The organism is Streptococcus cristatus (assembly GCF_003944225.1).
GTDB lineage: Bacteria > Bacillota > Bacilli > Lactobacillales > Streptococcaceae > Streptococcus > Streptococcus cristatus_K.
In genome coordinates this window covers 40,489-61,603 of record NZ_RJPN01000009.1, presented here as the reverse complement: position 1 = coordinate 61,603, position 21,115 = coordinate 40,489, and the positions used below count along the sequence as shown (strand labels likewise).

Annotated in this window: 10 protein-coding genes; all 10 read right to left on the bottom strand. The window is 47.1% G+C overall.

Features of this window, described 5'->3' with window-relative positions; genetic code table 11:
• Positions 1-46 precede the first annotated feature (46 nt).
• Positions 47-8,614 carry an SIALI-17 repeat-containing surface protein gene (locus tag D8797_RS08610; RefSeq protein WP_125380236.1) on the bottom strand — a complete coding sequence of 2,856 codons (8,568 nt, stop codon included), beginning with the start codon at positions 8,612-8,614 and terminating at the stop codon, positions 47-49.
• 180 nt (positions 8,615-8,794) lie between these two features.
• A complete protein-coding gene (locus D8797_RS08605) occupies positions 8,795-9,871 on the bottom strand; it encodes a hypothetical protein (RefSeq protein ID WP_125380234.1) in 1,077 nt (358 codons plus the stop codon).
• Complete coding sequence (locus D8797_RS08600) at positions 9,858-12,341, bottom strand: phosphoenolpyruvate synthase (RefSeq protein WP_125380232.1); 2,484 nt, start codon at positions 12,339-12,341, stop codon at positions 9,858-9,860. Before D8797_RS08600 ends, D8797_RS08605 begins: the two co-directional genes overlap by 14 nt.
• Complete coding sequence (locus D8797_RS08595; RefSeq protein WP_125380230.1) at positions 12,341-13,240, bottom strand: UbiA family prenyltransferase; 900 nt, start codon at positions 13,238-13,240, stop codon at positions 12,341-12,343. Before D8797_RS08595 ends, D8797_RS08600 begins: the two co-directional genes overlap by 1 nt.
• Positions 13,225-14,097 carry a phosphatidylserine decarboxylase gene (locus tag D8797_RS08590; protein WP_125373430.1) on the bottom strand — a complete coding sequence of 291 codons (873 nt, stop codon included), beginning with the start codon at positions 14,095-14,097 and terminating at the stop codon, positions 13,225-13,227. The genes D8797_RS08595 and D8797_RS08590 overlap by 16 nt, the downstream gene beginning before the upstream one ends.
• Positions 14,090-14,722 (bottom strand): CDP-alcohol phosphatidyltransferase family protein, encoded by a 633-nt coding sequence (locus tag D8797_RS08585; RefSeq protein ID WP_125373431.1) that lies wholly within the window; start codon positions 14,720-14,722, stop codon positions 14,090-14,092. Before D8797_RS08585 ends, D8797_RS08590 begins: the two co-directional genes overlap by 8 nt.
• On the bottom strand, positions 14,709-17,204 hold the full coding sequence (locus D8797_RS08580; protein ID WP_125380228.1) for a PEP/pyruvate-binding domain-containing protein: 2,496 nt from the start codon (positions 17,202-17,204) through the stop codon (positions 14,709-14,711). The genes D8797_RS08585 and D8797_RS08580 overlap by 14 nt, the downstream gene beginning before the upstream one ends.
• A gap of 14 nt (positions 17,205-17,218) precedes the next feature.
• Entirely contained in the window at positions 17,219-17,809 is a 591-nt protein-coding gene (locus D8797_RS08575) for a CDP-archaeol synthase (protein ID WP_125380226.1), read from the bottom strand.
• 358 nt (positions 17,810-18,167) lie between these two features.
• A complete protein-coding gene (gene dtd, locus D8797_RS08570) occupies positions 18,168-18,611 on the bottom strand; it encodes a D-aminoacyl-tRNA deacylase (protein ID WP_125380224.1) in 444 nt (147 codons plus the stop codon).
• A 47-nt stretch (positions 18,612-18,658) separates the two neighbouring features.
• Positions 18,659-20,878, bottom strand: a complete 2,220-nt coding sequence (locus tag D8797_RS08565; protein WP_061423401.1) for a RelA/SpoT family protein — start codon at positions 20,876-20,878, stop codon at positions 18,659-18,661.
• Between the last annotated feature and the right edge of the window lie 237 nt (positions 20,879-21,115).

Here is a 21,115-nt window from a genome sequence, read left to right as displayed (position 1 = left end):
AGCTGGTTCATGAGCTTTTTGCTATTTTCGACAAGCAACCTAAGGCTTATTTGTTAAAGATTGACTGTCTGAAGTCGTCTGTCTCACGAAGATAGGCGTTGTAAATCTTCTTCTTGAGCAGGTTGACCCAGCTAGCTTCAACACGATTTGTCGCATTGGTAATGTTGCGCACATCCTCTGCGACTGCTTCATCCATCAGCTTCTGCATCTCTGCATACGAGCGAATGGTTACTTGCTTGGTACTGTTTGGATTTCTGAGTTCGTACTCAATGGTGATTGGTTTGAGCTTGGTTAGCTGGTCAATCCGCTCTTGGTACATGGCCTTCTTGAAGGCCACCCATGAAGCATATTCTCCCTTGAATACATTTTCCAAGACCTTCTGATCTGTTACCAGACCAACGTCTCTCCTGAGCCAGCCATCCCAGGTCGTCTTGCCTTCTGCAGCAGCCTCTTCGGAGAATTTCCCTGAAACATAAGGGACGAATCCTTCATGGTAGCCCTTGGCTGCCAGCAATTCATAGGCTGTGCGACGGAACATGACGTCACCCGGCGCCCCATTTGGATTGCTCAAGGCTGAGTAGATTGGCGAGAAGAGGCTGAGACTGAGATAGCCATTGCGTGGATACTGTCCGCTATCCTTATTCTCCCGACGGGTGATGACATCATTGTCAATCAGAGATTCAAAGCTGGTTAGCTGCTTGATTTCCTCAGCAGTGAAAGTGCGCGTCTGGTTACCAGCATGGGTCTGCTTGCCATATTTATCAGTGATATAGTAATTTTCCATCTTTCTGAACCACTGGAGCTTGGCTGCATCGCTCTGCTTGACCATCGATGTCCCCTCTAGGTAATCCAACGTGTAAATCATGTCAAACATGCCATGAACATAGTGCTGCAAATCTGCCGCATTTTGGACACGTTCCTTAAAGTTATAGGTATGCATCCGTGTCTTAGAGTCCTTGTCTGTCTTGAAGAGGGTATTGAGGGTAATAGTAGGTTCATTTGGACTTGGTGTAGACTGCAAGAGACCACGCGCATAGAGCTCAGCACCCAGTCCTTCGCGGCGACCATAACCTTCAAAGTAGATAGAACCATCGGAATTATGGGTCATCTCATGGGTGTAGACGGAGTTCCCATAGTCTTCTAACAAGCGAGCAGCATCAAAGTGGGTGACACTTCCCGTAGCATAGGCATTGTATCCCTTGCTTGGATACCACTTGCCGGCTGGTCCAAAGAATTCCTGCATAGCTAGTGATTTCTTGTCATTAGCTGGAGCCCAATATCTTTTACCATCCTTGTCAACCAATGAGAATCCATCGTAAACCAGAACAGAACGGAAGAGCTTGTCCTTGCTTTCAGGGCTTAGGATCTTATACCAGAAATCATAGTGGTCACGCTGCCATTCAGCTGACTTTCTAACTCGGTCTTCGACATACTCAACCAATTCTGCATCTGTTCGCACCCTGTTATTGGCATCAAGGCGGTAGCGATCATAAGCTCCCATGGAGACGGTGGACATATTGGAGATGACATAGACACCCTTCTCAGTCATGGTCAAGAGTGGCAGGAGCATACCCTTGTGTTCCCAATTATCCGCAGTAATCTTGTCGTAAACGCCGACAGAATACTTGCTCTTGCCCTCGGCTGCATCCTGAAGCTGTCTGGCTTCTGCCACATCCGACTCAGCCTCAACGATGTAGGCTTTTGTATTGGTCTTGAGCCATTCGTTATTGGTCTTGTCTGGCAGGAAGAGCTGGCGATAGCTTTCCAGATAGTTAAAGAGGCCGCGCTTGCCAGTAGCTTCAGAGAGCGAGGTATCATAGGCCAGATGGTTGTTCTTGGCCTTGAGATTTTCAAAACCAGACTGACCGAGTGCAATGATGGTGTCTAGCGTTGAAGCATTATGATTCCCAAAGAAGTCAAACTTATAGGCCGACAAATCCTTGACATTGGTCTTGTCATAGTTGATATTATACCAACGGTTGAGATAGGTCAGACCCAGCAGGAAGGCTTCCTTATTGGCTGTAATCTTCTGAGCCACATAGTCCGCTACAACATCGCCTTCAGTATTGATGGACTTGTCCATAGCCAGAACCTTGCGTAACTCTTCTGCCAACTTGGTCTTGACTTGCTCAAAGGCTGTATCCAGATAGAGCTCATCCAGAGAAGCATCCGCATTCACGCCTAAAACAGTTCGCATGGCTGGTGAGTCAAGGACAACCTTGTTCAACTCTGGCAGCACTTGATTGAGAATTCTGCTATAGTCTGATAGGAAGGCTTCTGGAGTATAAAGGAGGTCTAAACCATTCACAGCATACTCTGCGATAGCTTGATGTTTGAAGTCTCCCTTATAGGTCAGATTTAGATAGTCAACCGTCTTATCCTCAAAGTGCAGCATCAGGCGGTTAATCACAGTCTTGTTGCTATTTATATCAGTGATCATCTGGTCACCCTTCATCGGAACCACATCCAGCAAATACTCTCTAGTAAGCTTGTGATGATCTGGAAGTTTATTGCCGTAGGCAACGATGGTTTCCTTATTATAGAATGGCAGGAGTTTTTCCATATTGGCATAGGCTATCAGACGGTCTTCTCGAGCATTCTTTTCCTTGCTGTAGTCAACAGTATGGAGATTGAGATTGCTGTCCTCTAGCGTGGTTGTAATGTCTAGGCTAGCCAGCTTCTCTTCAGCCTCGTCCAAAGTCAGAGTAGACGTGACAAACTGATCATTTCCTAAAGTTTCGTTTCCTTCAATGGCATAGGCTTCTTTTATGCGATCATTCTTGTAATCTTGGTCGCCAGAAATGCTGTAAACATTTGTACCGCTGACATTGCTGATAACATTGTCAATCAAGCCATTGAAATAATTGGAACCAACCACTCCCCCGATTTGACCGTTCTTCGTAGAATTTTGGATCTTTCCAGTCACATAAGAACGGCTGATGCGGGCATTGTCTTCCAAGCGACCGACCAGACCGCCGAAGCGCTGTTCGTTTGTTCGAGCTCCCGCCAGAATGGTCACATCCGCCCTGCTCTGACTCAGCAAGGAATTTCCTCCCTTGAGGTTAGCAATCAAACCGCCGACATTATAAGCCTTGTACTGCTTGTCATTGGTCTGGATAGTTCCAGTAAAGGAGCTGTTGGTGATTTGGCTATTGCTTGCAACAACGACCAAACCAGCCACCTGGGACGCATTGCCCACTACCGACACTCTACCTTGGACAGAAACATCCGTGATTTGCGCATTATCTGCACTACGAGCCAAGGCAGCAGAGTCATAGGTCCCGACAATATTGACCTCTTTCAGGTCCAGATTAGAAATAGAGGAACCGCTCTTGAGGTTTTCAAACAAAGGTTTGGCTAGATTATAAATCGCATACTGCTTGCCATTGTTGTTACCTGTCAGACTGCCTGTGAAGTTACCTCGGAGATAGACATAATCCGCAGGTGCCAGACTGACCTCACTGGCATCCAAATCGGCTCCTAGAACAAAGTTACCGGCCATATTTTTCTTCATGGCGTCTACCAAACCAGCAAAGCTTGTGTAGACATTTTGCTGACTAGGCACTGCCCTGCTGATATAGAAGTCATAGCCAGACTTGTAGCCTGTTTCGCCCTCTTGTACCAGTTCAGGCAGAGAGACCCTTACCTTGTAGACAGCCTTGCCATCCTTCTGGCCTTCTGCCATGCTGTGAACCGGCAGGAGCATGTCCTTAGATTCACTTGATTTGACTTTGACAAAGTAGGTAGACAGGTCCGTAGGTATAGCGCTCATGGAAACGACACGCTTGAACTGGTCCTTTTCTTTTCTGTAAAACTCTGCCGAATCAATATCACGGAAGGAAATCTTCTTGTATTGCAACTCAAAGTTGCGGCTATCTTTTTCAAGGTCAGTCAGGCTGCCAGCATCAAGCTCATAAGTCAGCTTGGTTTTCAGGGTATAGCCTGTGTAGTAGTCTAAGTCGTCAATCTTCAGACTTCCTGTCACATTGTCAATCGGAAGCGAGCGAACAAGCTGGTCTCCCTTGTACAATTCAGCTGTCGCTGAGCGCAAGGATTTTGTCTTGTCTTCCAAGCTGTATTGAACCGTGACCGACTTGTCCTCTGGATTTTCTGTCAGACTTAAGATCGAAACTGTCGGCTTAACCTTAGGCACACCATTTAGAGCGGCCTTGCTTGCTGTCAGGCTGGCAAAAGCTTGATTGACCTGCACTTGTGTGGCGGTTTGATTATTCAGAATTCCCTCTGTCTTGGCCAATTCGTTTGTATAGGCTGCTTTCTTATCTGCATCCGCATTCTTGTATTGAACAGTCGTCTGCACAGTTCTCCCCAAATCATGTTCATTCCGCAAACGCGTTTTGTCCACTTCAAGCCCCTGTAACTGAGCTTTAGCTTGATTAATTTGCTCCACCAGCTGATTGACTTCCGCTTGGCTGGCTTGTGACTGATTGAGAAGTGCATGGCCTGCAGTCAAAGCGGTATCATAGGCTGCTTGGCGACTTTGACTATCGTTGAAATAACGAGCCTGAGCCTTGATTTGCTCCGCTTCTGTTAGCAGATTGTGAAGCGAAATCAAATCGAACTCTTTCAAGGCTTCCACTTGCGGGGCATCGCTTGGTACCATGTGCGGTTTTATTGTGCCAACTTTGACAAGCTGAGCAACTGCTGCCCGCGTTTCCTCATTGGACAACTCTTGACGGTCAATTTCCTGAGCGTTGGAACTATAGATACGAGTCTTGATGGTCCGTTCGCCCTGAACACCTGGAGTGACGATGTGACGAGCGCCTTGGACAAGTTCATCCGTTTCTTCCTCTCGCGTGGTGAAATCGATTTTCTCTACTCGCGTTTCATCCTTATAAGTCAGCGGATATTCTGGTAAAGCAGACTCTTGCGGTGCGGTGCTCGGTACCGTATGTGGCTTGGCAGTACCAATTTTGACAACTTGTGTGACTGGAGCTAAAGTTTCCTCGTTGAACAATTCTTGGCGGGCAATCTCTTGACCGTTGGAGGTATAGATACGAGTCTTGATGGTCCGTTCGCCATGAACACCTGGAATGACGATTTGACGAGCACCTTGGACAAGTTCATCCGTTTCTTCCTCTCGCGTAGTGAAGGCGATTTTCTCTACTCGCGTTTCATCCTTATAAGTCAGCGGATATTCTGGAAGGGCAGATTCTTGCGGAGCGGTGCTTGGTAACATATAGGACTTGGCGGTGCCAACTTTGACAACTTGTGTGACTGGAGCTAAAGTTTCCTCGTTGGACAATTCTTGGCGGGCAATCTCTTGTCCGTTGGATATATAAACTCTAGTCTTGATGGTACGTTCGCCATGAACACCTGGAATGACGATTTGACGAGCACCTTGGACAAGTTCATCCGTTTCTTCCTCTCGCGTAGTGAAGGCGATTTTCTCTACTCGCGTTTCATCCTTATAAGTCAGCGGATATTCTGGTAAAGCGGGCTTTTGCGGCGCAATGCTCGGTACCATATGTGGCTTGGCTGTGCCAATTTTGACAACTTGCGTAACTGGGACTAGCGTTTCCTCATTGGACAGCTCTTGACGGGCAATCTCTTGACCGTTGGAGGTATAAACTCTAGTCTTGATGGTACGTTCGCCATGAACACCTGGAATGACGATTTGACGAGCACCTTGGACAAGTTCATCCGTTTCTTCCTCTCGCGTAGTGAAGGCGATTTTCTCTACTCGCGTTTCATCCTTATAAGTCAGCGGATATTCTGGTAAAGCGGGCTTTTGCGGCGCAATGCTCGGTACCATATGTGGCTTGGCTGTGCCGACTTTGACAACTTGCGTAACTGGGGCTAGCGTTTCCTCATTGGACAGTTCTTGACGGGCAATCTCTTGACCGTTGGAACTATAGATACGAGTCTTGATGGTCCGTTCGCCATGAACACCTGGAATGACGATGTGGCGGGCACCTTGTACAAGCTCATCCGTTTCTTCCTCTCGCGTAGTGAAGGCGATTTTCTCTACTCGCGTTTCATCCTTATAAGTCAGCGGATATTCTGGTAAAGCGGGCTTTTGCGGCGCAATGCTCGGTACCATATGTGGCTTGGCTGTGCCGACTTTGACAACTTGCGTAACTGGGGCTAGCGTTTCCTCATTGGACAGTTCTTGACGGGCAATCTCTTGGCCGTTGGAACTATAGATACGAGTCTTGATAGTCCGTTCGCCCTGAACACCTGGAATGACGATGTGGCGGGCGTCCTGAGGCAACTCATCAGTATACTGTTCCTCAATGTTAAAAGCAATCTTCTCTACGCGAGTTTCATCCTTTGCAACCAACTCTAACTCAGGAATTTCATGGACTGGAGCGGTATCAGGGACTGTGCCATAACTAGTAAGCTCGGGGACCTCGTGCACGGGAGCACTATTTGGAACGGTTCCATAATCAGCTAACTCAGGCTTCTCGTGCACGGGGGCACTATTTGGAACGGTGCCATAGCCAGTTAACTCAGGAACCTCGTGCACGGGAGCACTAGCGGGAACTGTGCCATAGCCAGTTAACTCAGGGACTTCATGCACGGGAGCAGTATCGGGAACTGTGCCATAACTAGTAAGATCGGGAACTTCGTGCACGGGAGCACTATTTGGAACGATGCCATAATCAGCTAACTCAGGCTTCTCGTGCACGGGGGCGGTATCTGGAACCGTGCCATAATCAGCTAACTCAGGAACCTCATGCACGGGGGCACTAGCGGGAACTGTACCATAATCAGTTAACTCAGGGACTTCATGCACAGGAGCACTAGCGGGAACTGTACCATAATCAGTTAACTCAGGCTTATCATATACAGGAGCGCTAGCGGGAACTGTGCCATAAACAGACAACTCTGGCTTATCATATACAGGAGCAGAAGCGGGAACCGTGCCATAAACAGTTAACTCGGGGACCTCGTGCACGGGAGCGCTAGCGGGAACTGTGCCATATCCAGGCAACTCTGGAACTTCGTGCACGGGAGCGCTAGCAGGTACTGTACCATAGTCAGTTAACTCGGGAACTTCGTGCACAGGAGCATTAGCAGGAACAGTACCATAATCAGTTAACTCAGGCTTCTTGTGCACGGGAGCTGTAGTGGGGGCTGTACCATAACTCGTGAGCTCGGGAACTTCGTGTACAGGGGCACTAGCGGAAACTATACCATACTCATTTAACTCGGGAACTTCGTATACAGGGGCATTAGCAGGAACGGTGCCATAATCAGCTAACTCAGGCTTCTCGTGCACGGGGGCACTAGCGGGAACTGTACCATAATCAGTTAATTCTGGTTTCTCGTGCACGGGGGCACTATCTGGAACGGTGCCATAATCAATGAACTGAGACTTCTCGTGCACAGGGGCTGTATCTGGAACGGTGCCATAATCAGCTAACTCAGGCTTATCGCGCACGGGAGCAGTATCGGGGACCGTGCCATAACTAGATAGCTCAGGCTTATCATGCACGGGAGCACTAGCGGGAACCGTGCCATAACTAGTGAGCTCATGTACTTCATGGATTGGAGCTTCTTTAGGAACAGCCTTATTTGCTGCAGTCCCGACTAAAACAACTTCTGAAACAGGCTCAGTGGTTACTTGATCGGAAACCTGCTTGCTCTCTACGACTTTTCCTTCAACACTATAGTGACGTGTTACGATCTTGCGAATCCCTGGAATTCCCGCGCGGATCACTCGAGATTGTCCTTCGGCTAAGTCATCTGAATACTGATACTCCGTTTTATAGGGGATTTCTTGGATCTGGGTCGCTGCTTGACTTATAAATTGCAGTTCTGGTCGCTCATGAACTGGCGTTTGACGAGCAAACTGTCCTTCTTTAGCAGCAATCTCCTCCCTCTCCTTCTCGGAAAGATAGGCTCCTTCAGCTAGCAGGGGCTCTTTCGGAGCTTCAGTATTCTTAGGGCGACTTGCTAACTCTTTCAAATCCTGATCAAGCTGACTAGCTGAGGCTTCCTTTTGAAGAGCTGGAAGCTGAGAATTTCCCGTTTGATCCAGTTGATGCTGCGCTTCTTTTTTAAGGTAACCAATATACTGGTAGCCAGCAATTTTCAATGGTTCTGGCAACTGATCGCCAACGGCCAAAGTCAGACTTTGATTATAGGCAGCCAAATCCGTACTGCTGACTGCCAAAACAGAAGCTGGCAGAAGCACAGAACCTAAGCCTGTCACCAGCAAAATAGAAGACAGGTATCTCTTGCCATGTTTCCCTCGCGCCAGCACTAAAACAACCAAAGCCAGTCCTGTAGTCGCAAAAGCCGCTCCCAAAAGACCTGACTCGCCTGTCTTAGGGAGCTTTCCTAACAAGCTTTCCTGACTTGTCGGACGGTAAACCAAATAATAAGCGTCCGAATTTTCTTCCGCAAATTTGGGTAGTTCCTTTACAATAGCAGCTTTTTCAGCCTCAGTCAGATCGCTCTCCACTACATAGTGATACTGAACAAGGGTAGAATGATTGGCAGACACTTCCGCTGCCTCAACAGAGCTGACAACTCCTCCCATTGTCGTACACAAAAAGAAGCTTCCGATAGTAGCGGAAACTAGACCTACAGACAGCTTTCTAAAAGAATAGCGCTGGTATATGTCACCAGTGACTCTTTTTTTCATAAAATTCCCTTTTCTTCATATAATAAGCTAATAAAAATTTTACTGAATTTTACTCAAAATTGCAATCCCTTAGCCTTATAAAATACTTTTCTTTCAGCTGTCGACAGGGAGAGAAAGGCTCTTATTTTTAGCGAAAACAAAAAAAGCAGATTCCCTAGGAGAGAATCTACTGTTTACAGGTCATCCAAGCCCCAAATCCAACTCAAAGAGGCCGTACTCATGCTTGTCTCCTTGCAATTCTGCTGCATAGTGGCGCGTGACGGTATTTTGGTGAATCAAGGCTCCAATAGCTGAAGCTTGTCGCTTCTGCACTTCTTTAAAAATCGGATAGGCCAAGGCAGAGCCCAAGCCCAGGAATTCTTCATCCACTCCCAGATACATAATCGTGTAACGTTTGGCAAAGCGCTTGGTCCAAAAAAGCTTGGCTAGGTTAAAAGGAGTCAGCCTTTGATAAACCAGAGAGCCATAGTCTGGCATGGCAATCAGAAAACCTGCTAGCTTGCCCTCCTTATAGGCCAGCTTAACCATTGAAAAATCAAGAATATACTGGTATTTTTGAAAAATCTGACTGAACTGCTGACTAGAAATTGACCGATAAATCGGAAAATCCTGATAAAGGCGATTGAGGAGCTCAAAAACCTGCAACGAAGCTTCTTCCCAGTCCTTCTTTTTGGGCGAGCAAATGATGAAACCCGCTTCTTCAAAAGACTCAAAGCGATGAGCCAGCTTGTTCTGATGAGTTTGATTGCTGACTTTGGGATAAAAATTGGACAGATAGCGCTCCTTGAGCTCAAAACCAGCAGCCTGCCACAGCTGGGGATAATAGGCTGGATTATGAGGCTCCCCTGTAAAAGGGAGCTCCTCTGTTCCAGTCAGCTGCATTCGATAGCCCAGCCAAAAACTTGCCTGTACGGGACCGATTATCTTAATCGCTCCGAGACTGCGGGCAAATCCAGCTAAATGCTCGATAAAAGCAGATACAATCTGTTGGTCATTGATTGACTCGAAAAATCCCAAGTAAGCAGCCTCATCACCTGAATAAAAGGTCAGAAGGCCGCGAATACAAGGCCGACTGTCCACATACCCAATAAAAGCATAGGTTTCTAAGTCAGAACTCAGCGGGTGACTGCCCTCAATCAAAGCCAGCTCTTCCTCCTCCGACTGCATGAGGTGGTCTGGCCGGTAAATCTTCTTGGGCAGGGCCAGAAAATCGTCCATCTCTGCAGTATTGGGTTCAACTGGTTTAATTTCCAGCATGGTCTTCCTCCTTGATCAGTCGAATCTTGCCAGTAAGGCCATCCATCTCAATCCAGTCGCCATTTCGCAGCTGACTGCAGGCACCTCTGACATTGACAATTGAAGGAATACCTAACTCGCGGGAAATAATAGCTGTGTGAGAGAGCAGAGACCCCTGCTCTGCAATGACACCCGTGGCTTGGGTCAAAAGATAGACCCAGCCCGGATCGGTCATCTTGGTCACGATAATCCGGTCCTGAGCAGACTCAATCTCCTGTACATCCTCCACGACCAAAACCTGAGCCTTAACGCAGCCAGGTGAACAGCCAATCCCTTGTAAGGCTTGATTGCCCGTATTATGACTGCTGGTACGGTTTTGCGGTTTCAGATATTTCTCAAAGACCTGTCCAGCAAAAACATAGCGACTAAAGGTTGGTAGTTCCTTATCAGCCTCCAACTTCTCCCGACGTTCGGCTATCAATCCACTAACATCTCTGGGCTTTCTGGTCAGCTCAAACAATTCTTCCTTTGTCAGATAAAAAACATCGTCAGGCGTAGCCAGCAGCCCTTGATCGGCTAATTGCTGACCCAATGTTCTGAAAATCTGCCGCATCATACCGTAGATCCGTGTGCGGTTTAAGCGGGAGCTTTCCCGATATTTAACACCCGTCATGGCTCGCTTACGAAGAAAATTCGTCCACCAGTCTGATTTTTGCTCAGCTTCTTCAAATTTCCGAGGAGCCAGCTTCTTCTCCTCTTGCTGGCACATTTGCAACAGGAGCTTGAGCAGACGCTCTGGGTGCGTTCGAAATGTTGGAGTTTCTAACTTCAACTCTTCTGGAGCTCGATCACCAAATTCATGGATAAAATGGGCAATTTCTTGGACCAAAGGGTACTGGCTACTTAGAAAGACTTCTGGACTTTCACTTGCCATGGCCTGTCTAATCTCTGCATTTTCTTCTGCTTTCAACTGAGCTGTTAAAGCCTGCAGAGCCAAAGCTGGCCTCATACTTTCAATCTGCTCAATTCCCGCAATCTCAGCCTGAACAGCCCCGCCGCGACGCGACTTCTTCAAGAGACCAGTATAGACAAAAGCATAAAGGTCATTGACCAGCGTAATGTCCCAGTGAGCCAGAATATCCTCTTTTAGCTTGCTTACCAAGGCAATCAAGGTCTCCGCATCTGCGTCGGGAGAAAAGCCCGCTTCGTATTCTAGCTGAATCTGGGCAAACTGCTCTTCCAATTTCCGCATTTGCTTGGGTGCCGTCCAAAACTCTCGAATAATGCGAAGCATGATTTGCAGGCGTTTGAAAGCAGACAGGTGCACCGGCATCTGAGGTACCTCTGTCTCTCTTACTCCCAGCATATCCTGCCAGATAGGAATGATTTTCTTCGAAAAAGGCAGAAGCTGCAAGAGCTGATACCAGCTCTGAATCTGGTAATAAACCCGGCTGTTGACCGACTGCAGCATATTTTGAAAAGTAGCTTCATAGGCAGCCAACTCAGGAGCATCCTTGCCAACCAAGCGTTGAGCCAGACTTCGGAAAATGCTGGCATAAGCCTCCTGGATAAAGCTAATGGTCAAAGGACTAGAAACGCCCGGATAGCTCTCGACAATGTTGCTGTTATCCAGAATAATCCGCTGTCCCTCTGGCAAGGTAGTAATAGGTCGTGCCTGCAAGAGATAGAGCTGGCCATTTGCGAAGGTAAACTCCATATCCATGTAAGGTCCGAAAAGCTGACTTACCTGACTAGCCAAAACTTGTAGCTCCGCGAGTTGTTCCTGTGATACGTCTGGTGAGTCCTCCGTCTGCTCTGTATAAAAGAGCTGGTCCTTGGGATGAAGCGTCACCATGGTTGTAGGAATCTTATCCTCAACAACCTTATTGCCCAAGCCCCGACCGATGACAATGATGTGCTCGTTCAAAATTCCCTTGGGATTAGCTGTGAAGTAAATCCCAGACAAATCTCCCTCCTGCATAACCTGAACAAGGCAAATCATCTGTGCCTGCTTCAAAGATAGGCCTTGCTCAAATAGATAACTAAGAGCTGACTCCTGATAAAGAGAGAGCAAGGTCGCTTGGATAGCTTCTTTAAGTCCTTCTGGCTTCACATTGAGCTGGCTCTCAAACTGACCGGCAAATGATGAAGCCTTCCCATCCTCAATGGTTGCTGATGAGCGAACTGCAAAGCGACAGTCTTTCTGAGAAAACTCCTGCCGAATCCAGTTTTCTGCTGCTGTCAAATCTTCTTGCGCAAACTGCTCTTTAGCCCAATCCTGCAATTGCTGACTGAGTTGGGACAAGTCCAACTCTCCAGACCGATAAGCTTCTTCCATCCGCTCCAAGTCAGCAGAGCTGGCAGATTCTTGAAAAAAGTCAAAAGCAAACACTGCAAAGTCAGGAATCGGCAATCCAGCAGCCTGCATTTTCAGCAAATGATAGGCCTTGCCTCCAACCTGGTCAAGCCCTGTCTGCTTGATTCTTTTCATCAAAGTACCCCCATCAAGAGATAAACAGCAACGGACAGAACCATGGTCGTCTCCGTGATATAAGTATAACGCTCCACCCGTTCCCGTATATTAAAGCGAGTCGGATCCTTGATAAACTGCTCAAACTGGACGGTCATCCAGATGACATTCAGCACCAAGACCACCACTCCGACATGGGAAATATTCCAGAGCAGAGCGAAATTGGTCAAGATATCCAGCAGAGTCACCACCTCGATAAAGCGAGTGGCTTTTTTGTAGCCAAAAAGCATAGAATAGGTCACATACTCAGTCTCGTCTTTTGGTGCCCGAATCTTGCGGCAGACTTCCCAGATCAGACTTGGGAAATACATGGTAAAGGCCAGCAAAACAGTCGGCAAGGACAAGAGAGGCAGATTGTACTTGTAGCAGACAAAAGAGATGGTATAGAGATTCAAAATCATCATGACCGGATTATGGGTCACTAGAGCCAGTGGCAGAGAATTTTGAATCTTGTCACGCTTGAAGAACCAGAAGGACATGAGAGTTCCGTAGATATAGAGAAAGAGGAACCAGCCGATATTGTTCATAAAGAGAACATTGAGAAGTACAGACACAGCTACGATAAAGCTGAGAGCAATAGCCAAGTCCTTCTTTTTCACCCGGCCAGATGGCAGAGCCCGATGAGGAAAGAGCCGTCTATCGGTCTCGTAGTCCTTGAAATCATCTGCGATTCGCAGAATCATCAGAAAGACGAAAATGGTAAAAATTCCGATCAACTCCTGATGGTCAAAGTGAAAGGTGGTCACTCCGTCATTGAGCAGAAGGACAAAATAAATCTCAAAAAACATGATGGCAGCCACAAAAAAACGTGGCAGCAAAGGAAACATTTCCTTATAATAAATAGCTAATCGTTTAAACATAGCTTCTCTCCAATCTTTTCACCCATTTGAATCTGGGTTTCTATTCCGAGGTCTGAGTAAGTCAGGATATCCTGATCCAAGCGAATCGTGCCTGCTGGATAGAGGACAAGAATGGTTGATCCACCCAGACCAAAGCAGCCCTTCTCCTGTCCTCTGACCAAACTGTCCTGACTGTGATTGTATATTCTTCCGACCAAGAGAGCCCCTACTTCCATCTGCAGGACAGGTCCTAGATCGGTATCTAAAAGACAGTATTCTCTTTTATTTTCCTTGTAAATCAAGCGCCGCTTCTGGGCTACCTGCCTGACCGTATGCAGGCGGCCCTTGATTTTTCGTCTTTGGGTAATTCTGCCGGATTCAGCAGCCAGATAGCGGTGCAGGTCTTCCACTCCCAAGCGATAAACTAGCACTGTTCCACCAATAAACAGCTGAGCTAAGTCATCATCCAGCAGTAAGTCAGCTAACCTGTATGTCTGCCCCTTTATCGTCAGCTGCAAGTCCTGACTAATGGTAAAAGCCTCTAGCTTGGCATCCGCCACAGCCAGTACTTGACTGTCAGGACAGACTGGACGCAGATCGGGCTTGATTTTTCGCTGGAAGAAAGCCGCGAAGCTAGGATAGGCGCCATCTTCATAGTCAGCCAGATTCAGCTGATAATTTTCTACAAAAGCTGCTATTTTCTTGCGAGAACAAGGAGTGTAGTCTTTCAAAGTCAGAAGATAAGACAGGCTAGGTCGGGTCAAGATAGGCAACAAGAAGCGACCCCAAGTAGTCCCATAAAGCTTGTCTAACAGACCCGCCTTGTATTCTGTCGGTTCAACTACTTGGCCAGTCCTTCTTTGATAGACCTTAACCATGCGGGAGAACCCCCAGACCAATCAGACTTGCAACAGCTAGAATCGCAAAGACCAGATAAGCCAGTTTATTTGGCTTGGGAATCCGGCAGTTGTAGACAAATAGGAAGGGCAGCAAAAGAGACAGGCCCAGCCATACCCAAGCAAAGAGAGCAGGCGCCAGCCATTGACAGACCAGATAGGTCAACGGGAAAAAGAGGGCGCTGTAAGTCACGGGCAAGCCGGTAAAATATGAACCCGATCCCTCATCATGCTTAGCCAAGCGATTAAAATGAGCCAAGCGCGTAACCGCAGCTAAGACATAGAGGACAGCCAAAATAATATTAGCTGCTCCCAAAGGTAGCTGAGTCATGAGGAGCACAGCTGGAAGTGCCGCAAAGCTAATCATGTCACAGAGCGAATCAATCTCAATGCCGAAGCGCTTCTGACTTTCAGTCCGCTTCATCCGCCGCGCAACCACACCATCAAAGAGGTCACAGATACCGCTAACGATAAAGGCCATCATGGCTAGTCGCAGCTGGGACTGAATGACGGCATAGACTGCCAACAGTGCAAAAGCAGCGCCCATATAGGTCAGGATAACAGATTTGTCGTATTCACCGATAAACAAAGGTTCATTCTTCTTCATGAATTCTTATTTCTCCTCTTCTTCCATCTAAGGTTACCAGCATGCCAGTTTCTAACAGCCGAGTTGCATTCTTAGCGCAAACCAGAGCTGGAATCCCGCATTCCCGAGCGACAATGGAGGCATGGCAAAGAACCCCGCCATACTCTGTCACAAGACCGCCTAGAATACCGAAAACATAACTCCAGCCCGTATCTGTATAGCGAGTGACAAGGATTTCTCCCGGCTCAATCGTCTCAATATCAGCCAAATCCAAGAGGACTCGAACCCGACCGGTCACCTGACCGCTGCTGGCTGGCATTCCTGTCAGCAGAGCCCGACTGGCATGAGCTACCTCTTCCAAGCTCATCTCTTTGTCGGTCAAATCACCCACTGGCTCAAAATTTCGATAGGCCTGGCAATAATGCTGATTATCAGCAGCCTCTTCTTGAAGCTGGTCGGCAGTCTTTTGCCCTTTCATAAAGGCAGTCAGGCTTTCTTTCTTAATGTAAAAAATATCTTGAGAAACTTTCAGAAAGCCTCGCTTTTCATAGGCTCGGCCGAGTTTAAGGCTAATCTGGCGAATGAGGTGGTAATAGCGCGTAGAAATATCCTTGAACTCCTCCCGCCACCAGAGCAAGTTCCGCAAGTCTTGACTGATTTTTTCTATCTTTTTCCGCTTGGCTCGAGATAGATGAGCCAAATCCAGCTCAGACTCAGAGCCAGAACTGAGCGAAGCTTTGGCCGCTTGGTAATACGCTGAATCAGCAACCAACTGCTGGACTGCTGTCAGGACCTGATGAGCATCTTCTTCGTAACTAGCTACTCGCAAGTCCAGCTCCCGAGCCGAGTGGTAGCCAAAATCCTTTTGAAAATCCTGAATTTTGATAAAATCTGCTCGCTCAGGATATTGTGCAGCCAGTCCCTGCAACTCTTCTACCGATAGCTTCAGCCAATCGTTTGTCAGTTTCTCGTCTGCCAAAACAAGATCCGCAGCTTCCAGCATTCCAGCCAAAGGCTTGGTATGCGAAACATTTCCCAATTTAGCAATTAGTTGAAAAAATTCATCGACCGTCAGCCATTTGAGCAAACTTGTCTTTTTCATAGACAACTGGACCGTATTGATGTAGGCCTGCCAGAAATAAGTTCCCTCACTGTCTAAATAAGCCTGATTTAGCACTAACTGCCAAAGACTCTCGACCTGCTGCAGCGGGCTTTGGTCGTTCAGTTCTCGTATTTCCTGATTCAGGCGGGTAAATTGCTGATGCAGCTCTTGCAGCTTATCTGGTGCCTGATGCAGAAAGGTTTTAGTTACTTTTTGTGTTTTTAAAGCTACGCGCAGGAAATTCAAGAGCAAGGCTGGACTTAATTTACTAGTAAAACCTTGACCTTGGTAATCTTTATTGACTCCCAGCTCATCATCAAAGTCTCGCTCAATATAACCCGGAATCTGCTCCATACCTTGCTTGACCACGCCTAAGTTCCAGAAAGGCCGTGCATAGTGCAGGCGCATCAGTGGCGGCATCACACCTTCAGGCTCTAGTCCAATTGCCAGCAAAAAGCTGGAGAGTGCCTCTTGCCAAGAATGACGGTAAAGGCTCCACATCAGGTCTGGACAGGGCTGAGCCGCCACGCCTCCATCCCGAAAATTCGCCGTTGTCCAGCGACCACTGTCGATTTTAGTTGGTACTGTCGTGATGGGCCGAGCCTGCAGCAGATAGACTTGCTCTTGGACAGCGCACCACTCAATATCCATGGGCTGACCAAAATACGCCACAATCTGCAAAACTTGCTCGTGTAGCTTCTGCAAGACTGTAAGAGAGATTTCAGCCTTTTCAAACTGGATCCAGTCCGGCTTGTACCAAGAAAGAGTCAGCTGCTTAGGATTGACTTGACCGCTAACCAAGCTCTCAGCCGATCCTTTTACATACTCTAGCAGCATGGTCTGGTCCTGATTAGTCGCCACATCAAGGGAAAAGCAGACACCGCTAAAATCAGGCTCTATTTGTTCCTGAATTAGCACAGCCATGGCAAAATCCTGCTCAGGCAAACCCTGGCGCTGCCAGTAGGCCAAGGCTTCTGGATTAAAGAGAGAAAGCAGACAGGAACGAATCCCCTGCTCAATTTCTGACAGCGATTGGCAGTTGCCAATCGAGTCATACTGGCCTGCAAATGACATGGCCTGTCCGTCTTCTAAGAGGGCACTGCTGCGAACGATATAGGCTTGATTTTCCTGGCGAAAGTCTGCTAACTCCTGTAACCAAGCTGACTCCAAGGGATATTGCAGCAAACGCTCCGCAATTTCCTCCTTGCCCAGTTCGATTAATTCTTTAAGTCCCTGTTTTGAGTATTCTGGCAGAGCCGCTCTTAGCCAAGCCATTACTTGGTCCGCAGGCAAAATCAAACCCTTAGGAACCGAATGCCCCAGTTGACAGAGGTTGATTAACTGATTGATTTTACCGCCATAGACGACCGAAGGCTCTTTTTCCAGCCATAGTTCTTTCATCAAAAACTCCCATCTCACATACGATTTTTTCTAAGCTTAGCCCAGTAGAGCAGACGATTGACTCCCAGATGCGTACCCGCCCCTAGGATTAGAATGCCCAGCATCTGCTGCCAGGACAGAGGGATATAGAAAAGCAAGAAAATAATACAGCCAATCAAGGAATCAATCTGGTCTATCCAGATAAAGGTCCATTTCCAGCCATTCTCCGCCGTCTTGCCCTCTCTGATTTCCAACCGGCGCTTGATAAAGCTATTGGGCAGCTCAAACAAAACATAAGCCAGCCCCAAAAGAGCCCCAAGCACCAGATTAAACAGCACCGTATTTTTGTAGAAAGCATAGACCAAGTGCAGCTTCTCTAGGGTAGGAATACTCTTTAAGAGCAAACCCCAAAGGATCTGAGCCAAGGCTCCCCAGACAATCATACCAAAGAAACCTTTCCAGGTCTTGTTAGCCCCAAAAAGCCTCTTCCCATCTTTTAAAATCAGGCCAGCATCCATTGGTCGATAAGCCGCCTCTAGCAGTGAAGACTTGCAAAAAATCATATTCATAACTCCAGCCAGAATGACCGGCATCAAGGTGATATATAAGGCAAGAATCGAGCGCATACTTATTTCCTATTCTTTTTATGAAGATCAGTCTGAGAAAATCAAGAGACTCCTCAAACTTATATATATCATTATACCATAAGTCGTAAAGCCCTTTTCTAATACCCCCTACACATCTGTCGCATCTGACAAGGAGCAACGCTTGACTGCCCTTCCGCTCTATCAACTCCAAAGCCGCCTGCTAGAATAATATCGCCTTTAAACCACACAAAAAGCCTCATAAGAACTTCTAAGGAGACCAGCACTGGTCTATTAGAAGTCACTTATGAAGCCTATAAATATGAGTTTTCTCTAGAAAAGAAACAAACTATTTTTGCTTGGTCTTAAACCACTAACCTTCAAAAGGCGCGCAATTCCTTCACCGATTTTTGGTGTCAAGCAAAATAGTCACTGGGCCATCATTTACCAATTCTACCTGCATATCTGCTCCGAACACGCCCGTCTTGACTGGCACTTGCTCAGCTAACAGCTGGTTAAACTTGTCATAAAAGGGACTAGCCATGTCCGGTTTAGCCGCTCCTGTAAAGGCTGGCCGATTTCCCTTTTTGGTATCTGCATGAAGCGTAAATTGGGAAATGGAAAGAATTTCTCCGCCAATATCCTTGATAGACAGATTCATCTTATCCTCAGCATCGGAAAAAATCCGCATATTGACAATCTTCCTGACCGCGTACTCCATATCTTCCTGACTATCATCAGGCCCGACACCTACCAAGAGCAGGAGACCTTGTCCAATGCTGTTGTGTAGCTGCTGCTCAATACTGACCTGAGCACGTTTGACGCGCTGAATGACAACTTTCATATCTTTTCCTTTATTTCTGACTAACATCCACTCTGACAAGCTCGCGCTTAGCCATTGGTCCGTTTGACCGAATACACCTCTGGCACACTCTTAATCTTATCCACCACCGTCGTCAGCATGGACAGATTAGCAATGCCAAAAGAAACATGGATATTAGCAAATTTCATATCCTTAGTTGGCTGGGCATTAACCGTTGAGATGTTTTTGGTGGTATTAGACAGCACCTGCAACACATCGTTAAGGAGGCCAGACCGATTGAGACCATAAATGTCAATGTGAGCCGTGTACTCTTTAGTCGAATTATTTTCTTCCCATTCCACATCAAGCAAGCGCTGTTCGTAATTTTCCTGAGCCTTAAGATTCATACAGTCTTGCCGGTGAATAGCTACGCCGCGTCCTTTGGTAATGTAACCAACAATATCGTCACCAGGCACAGGATTACAGCACTTTGCAATCCGAATGAGGAGGCCAGACGCTCCCTGAATAACCACACCGCCTTCGTGCTTGACCTTAAGGGTGTCTTTTTTATTTTCAACCTTAACTTCACCGCCCTTGACCAATTCCTCTGCCTCTGCTTTTGCCTTGGCCCGCTCCTCCTCACGGCGCTCTTTTTCTGTCAAACGATTGAAAATACTAATGGCACCGATCTCACCGAAACCAATTGCCGCAAAAAGCGCTTCTTCAGTCTTATAGCTGGTCTTTTGGAGCACATCTTCCATGTGCTTCTTGTCCATGTACTTATTGGCTACATAACCATTCTCCTGAAATTGAGCCTGCAAGAGCTCCCGTCCTTTAGAAATAGACAGCTCCTTGTCTTGATTTTTAAAGAACTGACGGATTTTATTTCTGGCTTTGCTGGTCTTGACAAGATTAAGCCAGTCACGACTAGGTCCAAAGGAATTGGCATTGGTGATAATTTCCACCTGATCCCCAGTCTTCAGCTTGGTATTGAGCGGCACCATGCGACCATTGACCTTGGCTCCTGTCGCCTTCTCCCCAACCTTAGTATGGATCTCATAGGCAAAATCAATGGGTCCTGAGTCCTTAGGCAAAGAACGCACTGCTCCATCCGGTGTGAAGACATAGATTTCCTCAGCCAGGTAGCTTTCCTTAACCGAATCAACAAATTCCTTAGCATCACCAGACTGATTCTGCAATTCCATCAATTCCTTGATCCAATTCATCCCGATGGCAGATTCTTTGCCGTCAACCTGACCCTTAATTCCTTTTTTATAGGCCCAGTGAGCAGCGACCCCGTATTCTGCGACTTCATGCATTTCCTTGGTTCGAATCTGGAACTCAATCGGACCTTTAGGACCATAAACGGTCGTATGGATAGACTGGTAGCCGTTGGCCTTGCGATTGGCAATATAATCTTTGAAACGCCCCGGCATGGGTTTCCAAAGCTCATGGATGTAGCCCAGCATGGCATAGACATCACTGTGAGTGCTCAAAATGCAACGAATGGCAATCAGATCGTAGATCTCATCAAACCGCTTCTTCTTGTCCTGCATTTTGCGGTAGATGGAGTAAATATGCTTGGGACGACCATAGATCTTCCCATGAAGATTACGCTCTCCCGCGTAGGTTTCAATCTTATGGACAACTTCCTCTACTAGAGCTTCCCGCTCTCGACGCTTCTCCTTCATCATATGGGAAATTTTATAAAATTCCGTCGGATTGAGATAACGGAAAGATAAGTCTTCCAATTCCCATTTGACACTGGAAATCCCCAAACGATGGGCCAGAGGAGCATAGATTTCCATCGTTTCCTGCGAGATTCGCTCTTGCTTGTCTGGTCGCAAATGATTCAGAGTACGCATATTATGCAGACGGTCAGCCAACTTGACCAAGATCACTCGAAGGTCTTCTGACATGGCCATGAGCATCTTGCGATGATTTTCCGCCAACTGTTCTTCGTGAGACTTGTATTTGACTTTCCCAAGCTTGGTCACACCATCCACAATCACACGCACATCATGGCCGAATTCCCGCTCCAGATCGTCCAAGGTCGCCGCCGTATCCTCTACGACATCATGCAAAAAACCACAGGCTACTGAAACAGCATCCAACTTGAGCTTGGCTAAAATTCCCGCCACCTGAATCGGATGGACGATATAGGGCTCTCCCGACTGACGAGTTTGCCCGCTATGACATTCCATCGCATAGATCAACGCTTTTTGAACAAAAGCCACATCCTCTGCAGCTAAATATTTTTTTGTTAGGGCTACAACCTGATTCCCCGTTAAATTTTCTTCTTTTGGCATGCATTCTCTCCGCTTTCTTGCCTACTATTTTAACATTTTTAAATCAATATGAAAACCAAGAGGACTAGAATAAAAGTAAGGTAGCAGAATAGAACTACGTTTTCAAAGTTTTAGCTTGTCAACCTTGTTTCCGAGCTAAGGTTTAAAAACTTTCCTAGAGTTATAAACAGTTCCAGCCCCACGAGGCTGCACAACAATTGAGGGCTATTGAGCAAGCAGCTGCAACCTCAAGGATCT

What these genes read in the sequence shown, in the direction of transcription:
- D8797_RS08575 (WP_125380226.1), bottom strand. Translation starts at nt 17,809, where the DNA reads ATGCGCTCGATTCTTGCCTTATATATCACCTTGATGCCGGTCATTCTG.
- D8797_RS08590 (WP_125373430.1), bottom strand. Translation starts at nt 14,097, where the DNA reads ATGGTTAAGGTCTATCAAAGAAGGACTGGCCAAGTAGTTGAACCGACA.
- D8797_RS08595 (WP_125380230.1), bottom strand. Translation starts at nt 13,240, where the DNA reads ATGTTTAAACGATTAGCTATTTATTATAAGGAAATGTTTCCTTTGCTG.
- D8797_RS08605 (WP_125380234.1), bottom strand. Translation starts at nt 9,871, where the DNA reads ATGCTGGAAATTAAACCAGTTGAACCCAATACTGCAGAGATGGACGAT.
- dtd (WP_125380224.1), bottom strand. Translation starts at nt 18,611, where the DNA reads ATGAAAGTTGTCATTCAGCGCGTCAAACGTGCTCAGGTCAGTATTGAG.
- D8797_RS08585 (WP_125373431.1), bottom strand. Translation starts at nt 14,722, where the DNA reads ATGAAGAAGAATGAACCTTTGTTTATCGGTGAATACGACAAATCTGTT.
- D8797_RS08610 (WP_125380236.1), bottom strand. Translation starts at nt 8,614, where the DNA reads ATGAAAAAAAGAGTCACTGGTGACATATACCAGCGCTATTCTTTTAGA.
- D8797_RS08565 (WP_061423401.1), bottom strand. Translation starts at nt 20,878, where the DNA reads ATGCCAAAAGAAGAAAATTTAACGGGGAATCAGGTTGTAGCCCTAACA.
- D8797_RS08600 (WP_125380232.1), bottom strand. Translation starts at nt 12,341, where the DNA reads ATGAAAAGAATCAAGCAGACAGGGCTTGACCAGGTTGGAGGCAAGGCC.
- D8797_RS08580 (WP_125380228.1), bottom strand. Translation starts at nt 17,204, where the DNA reads ATGAAAGAACTATGGCTGGAAAAAGAGCCTTCGGTCGTCTATGGCGGT.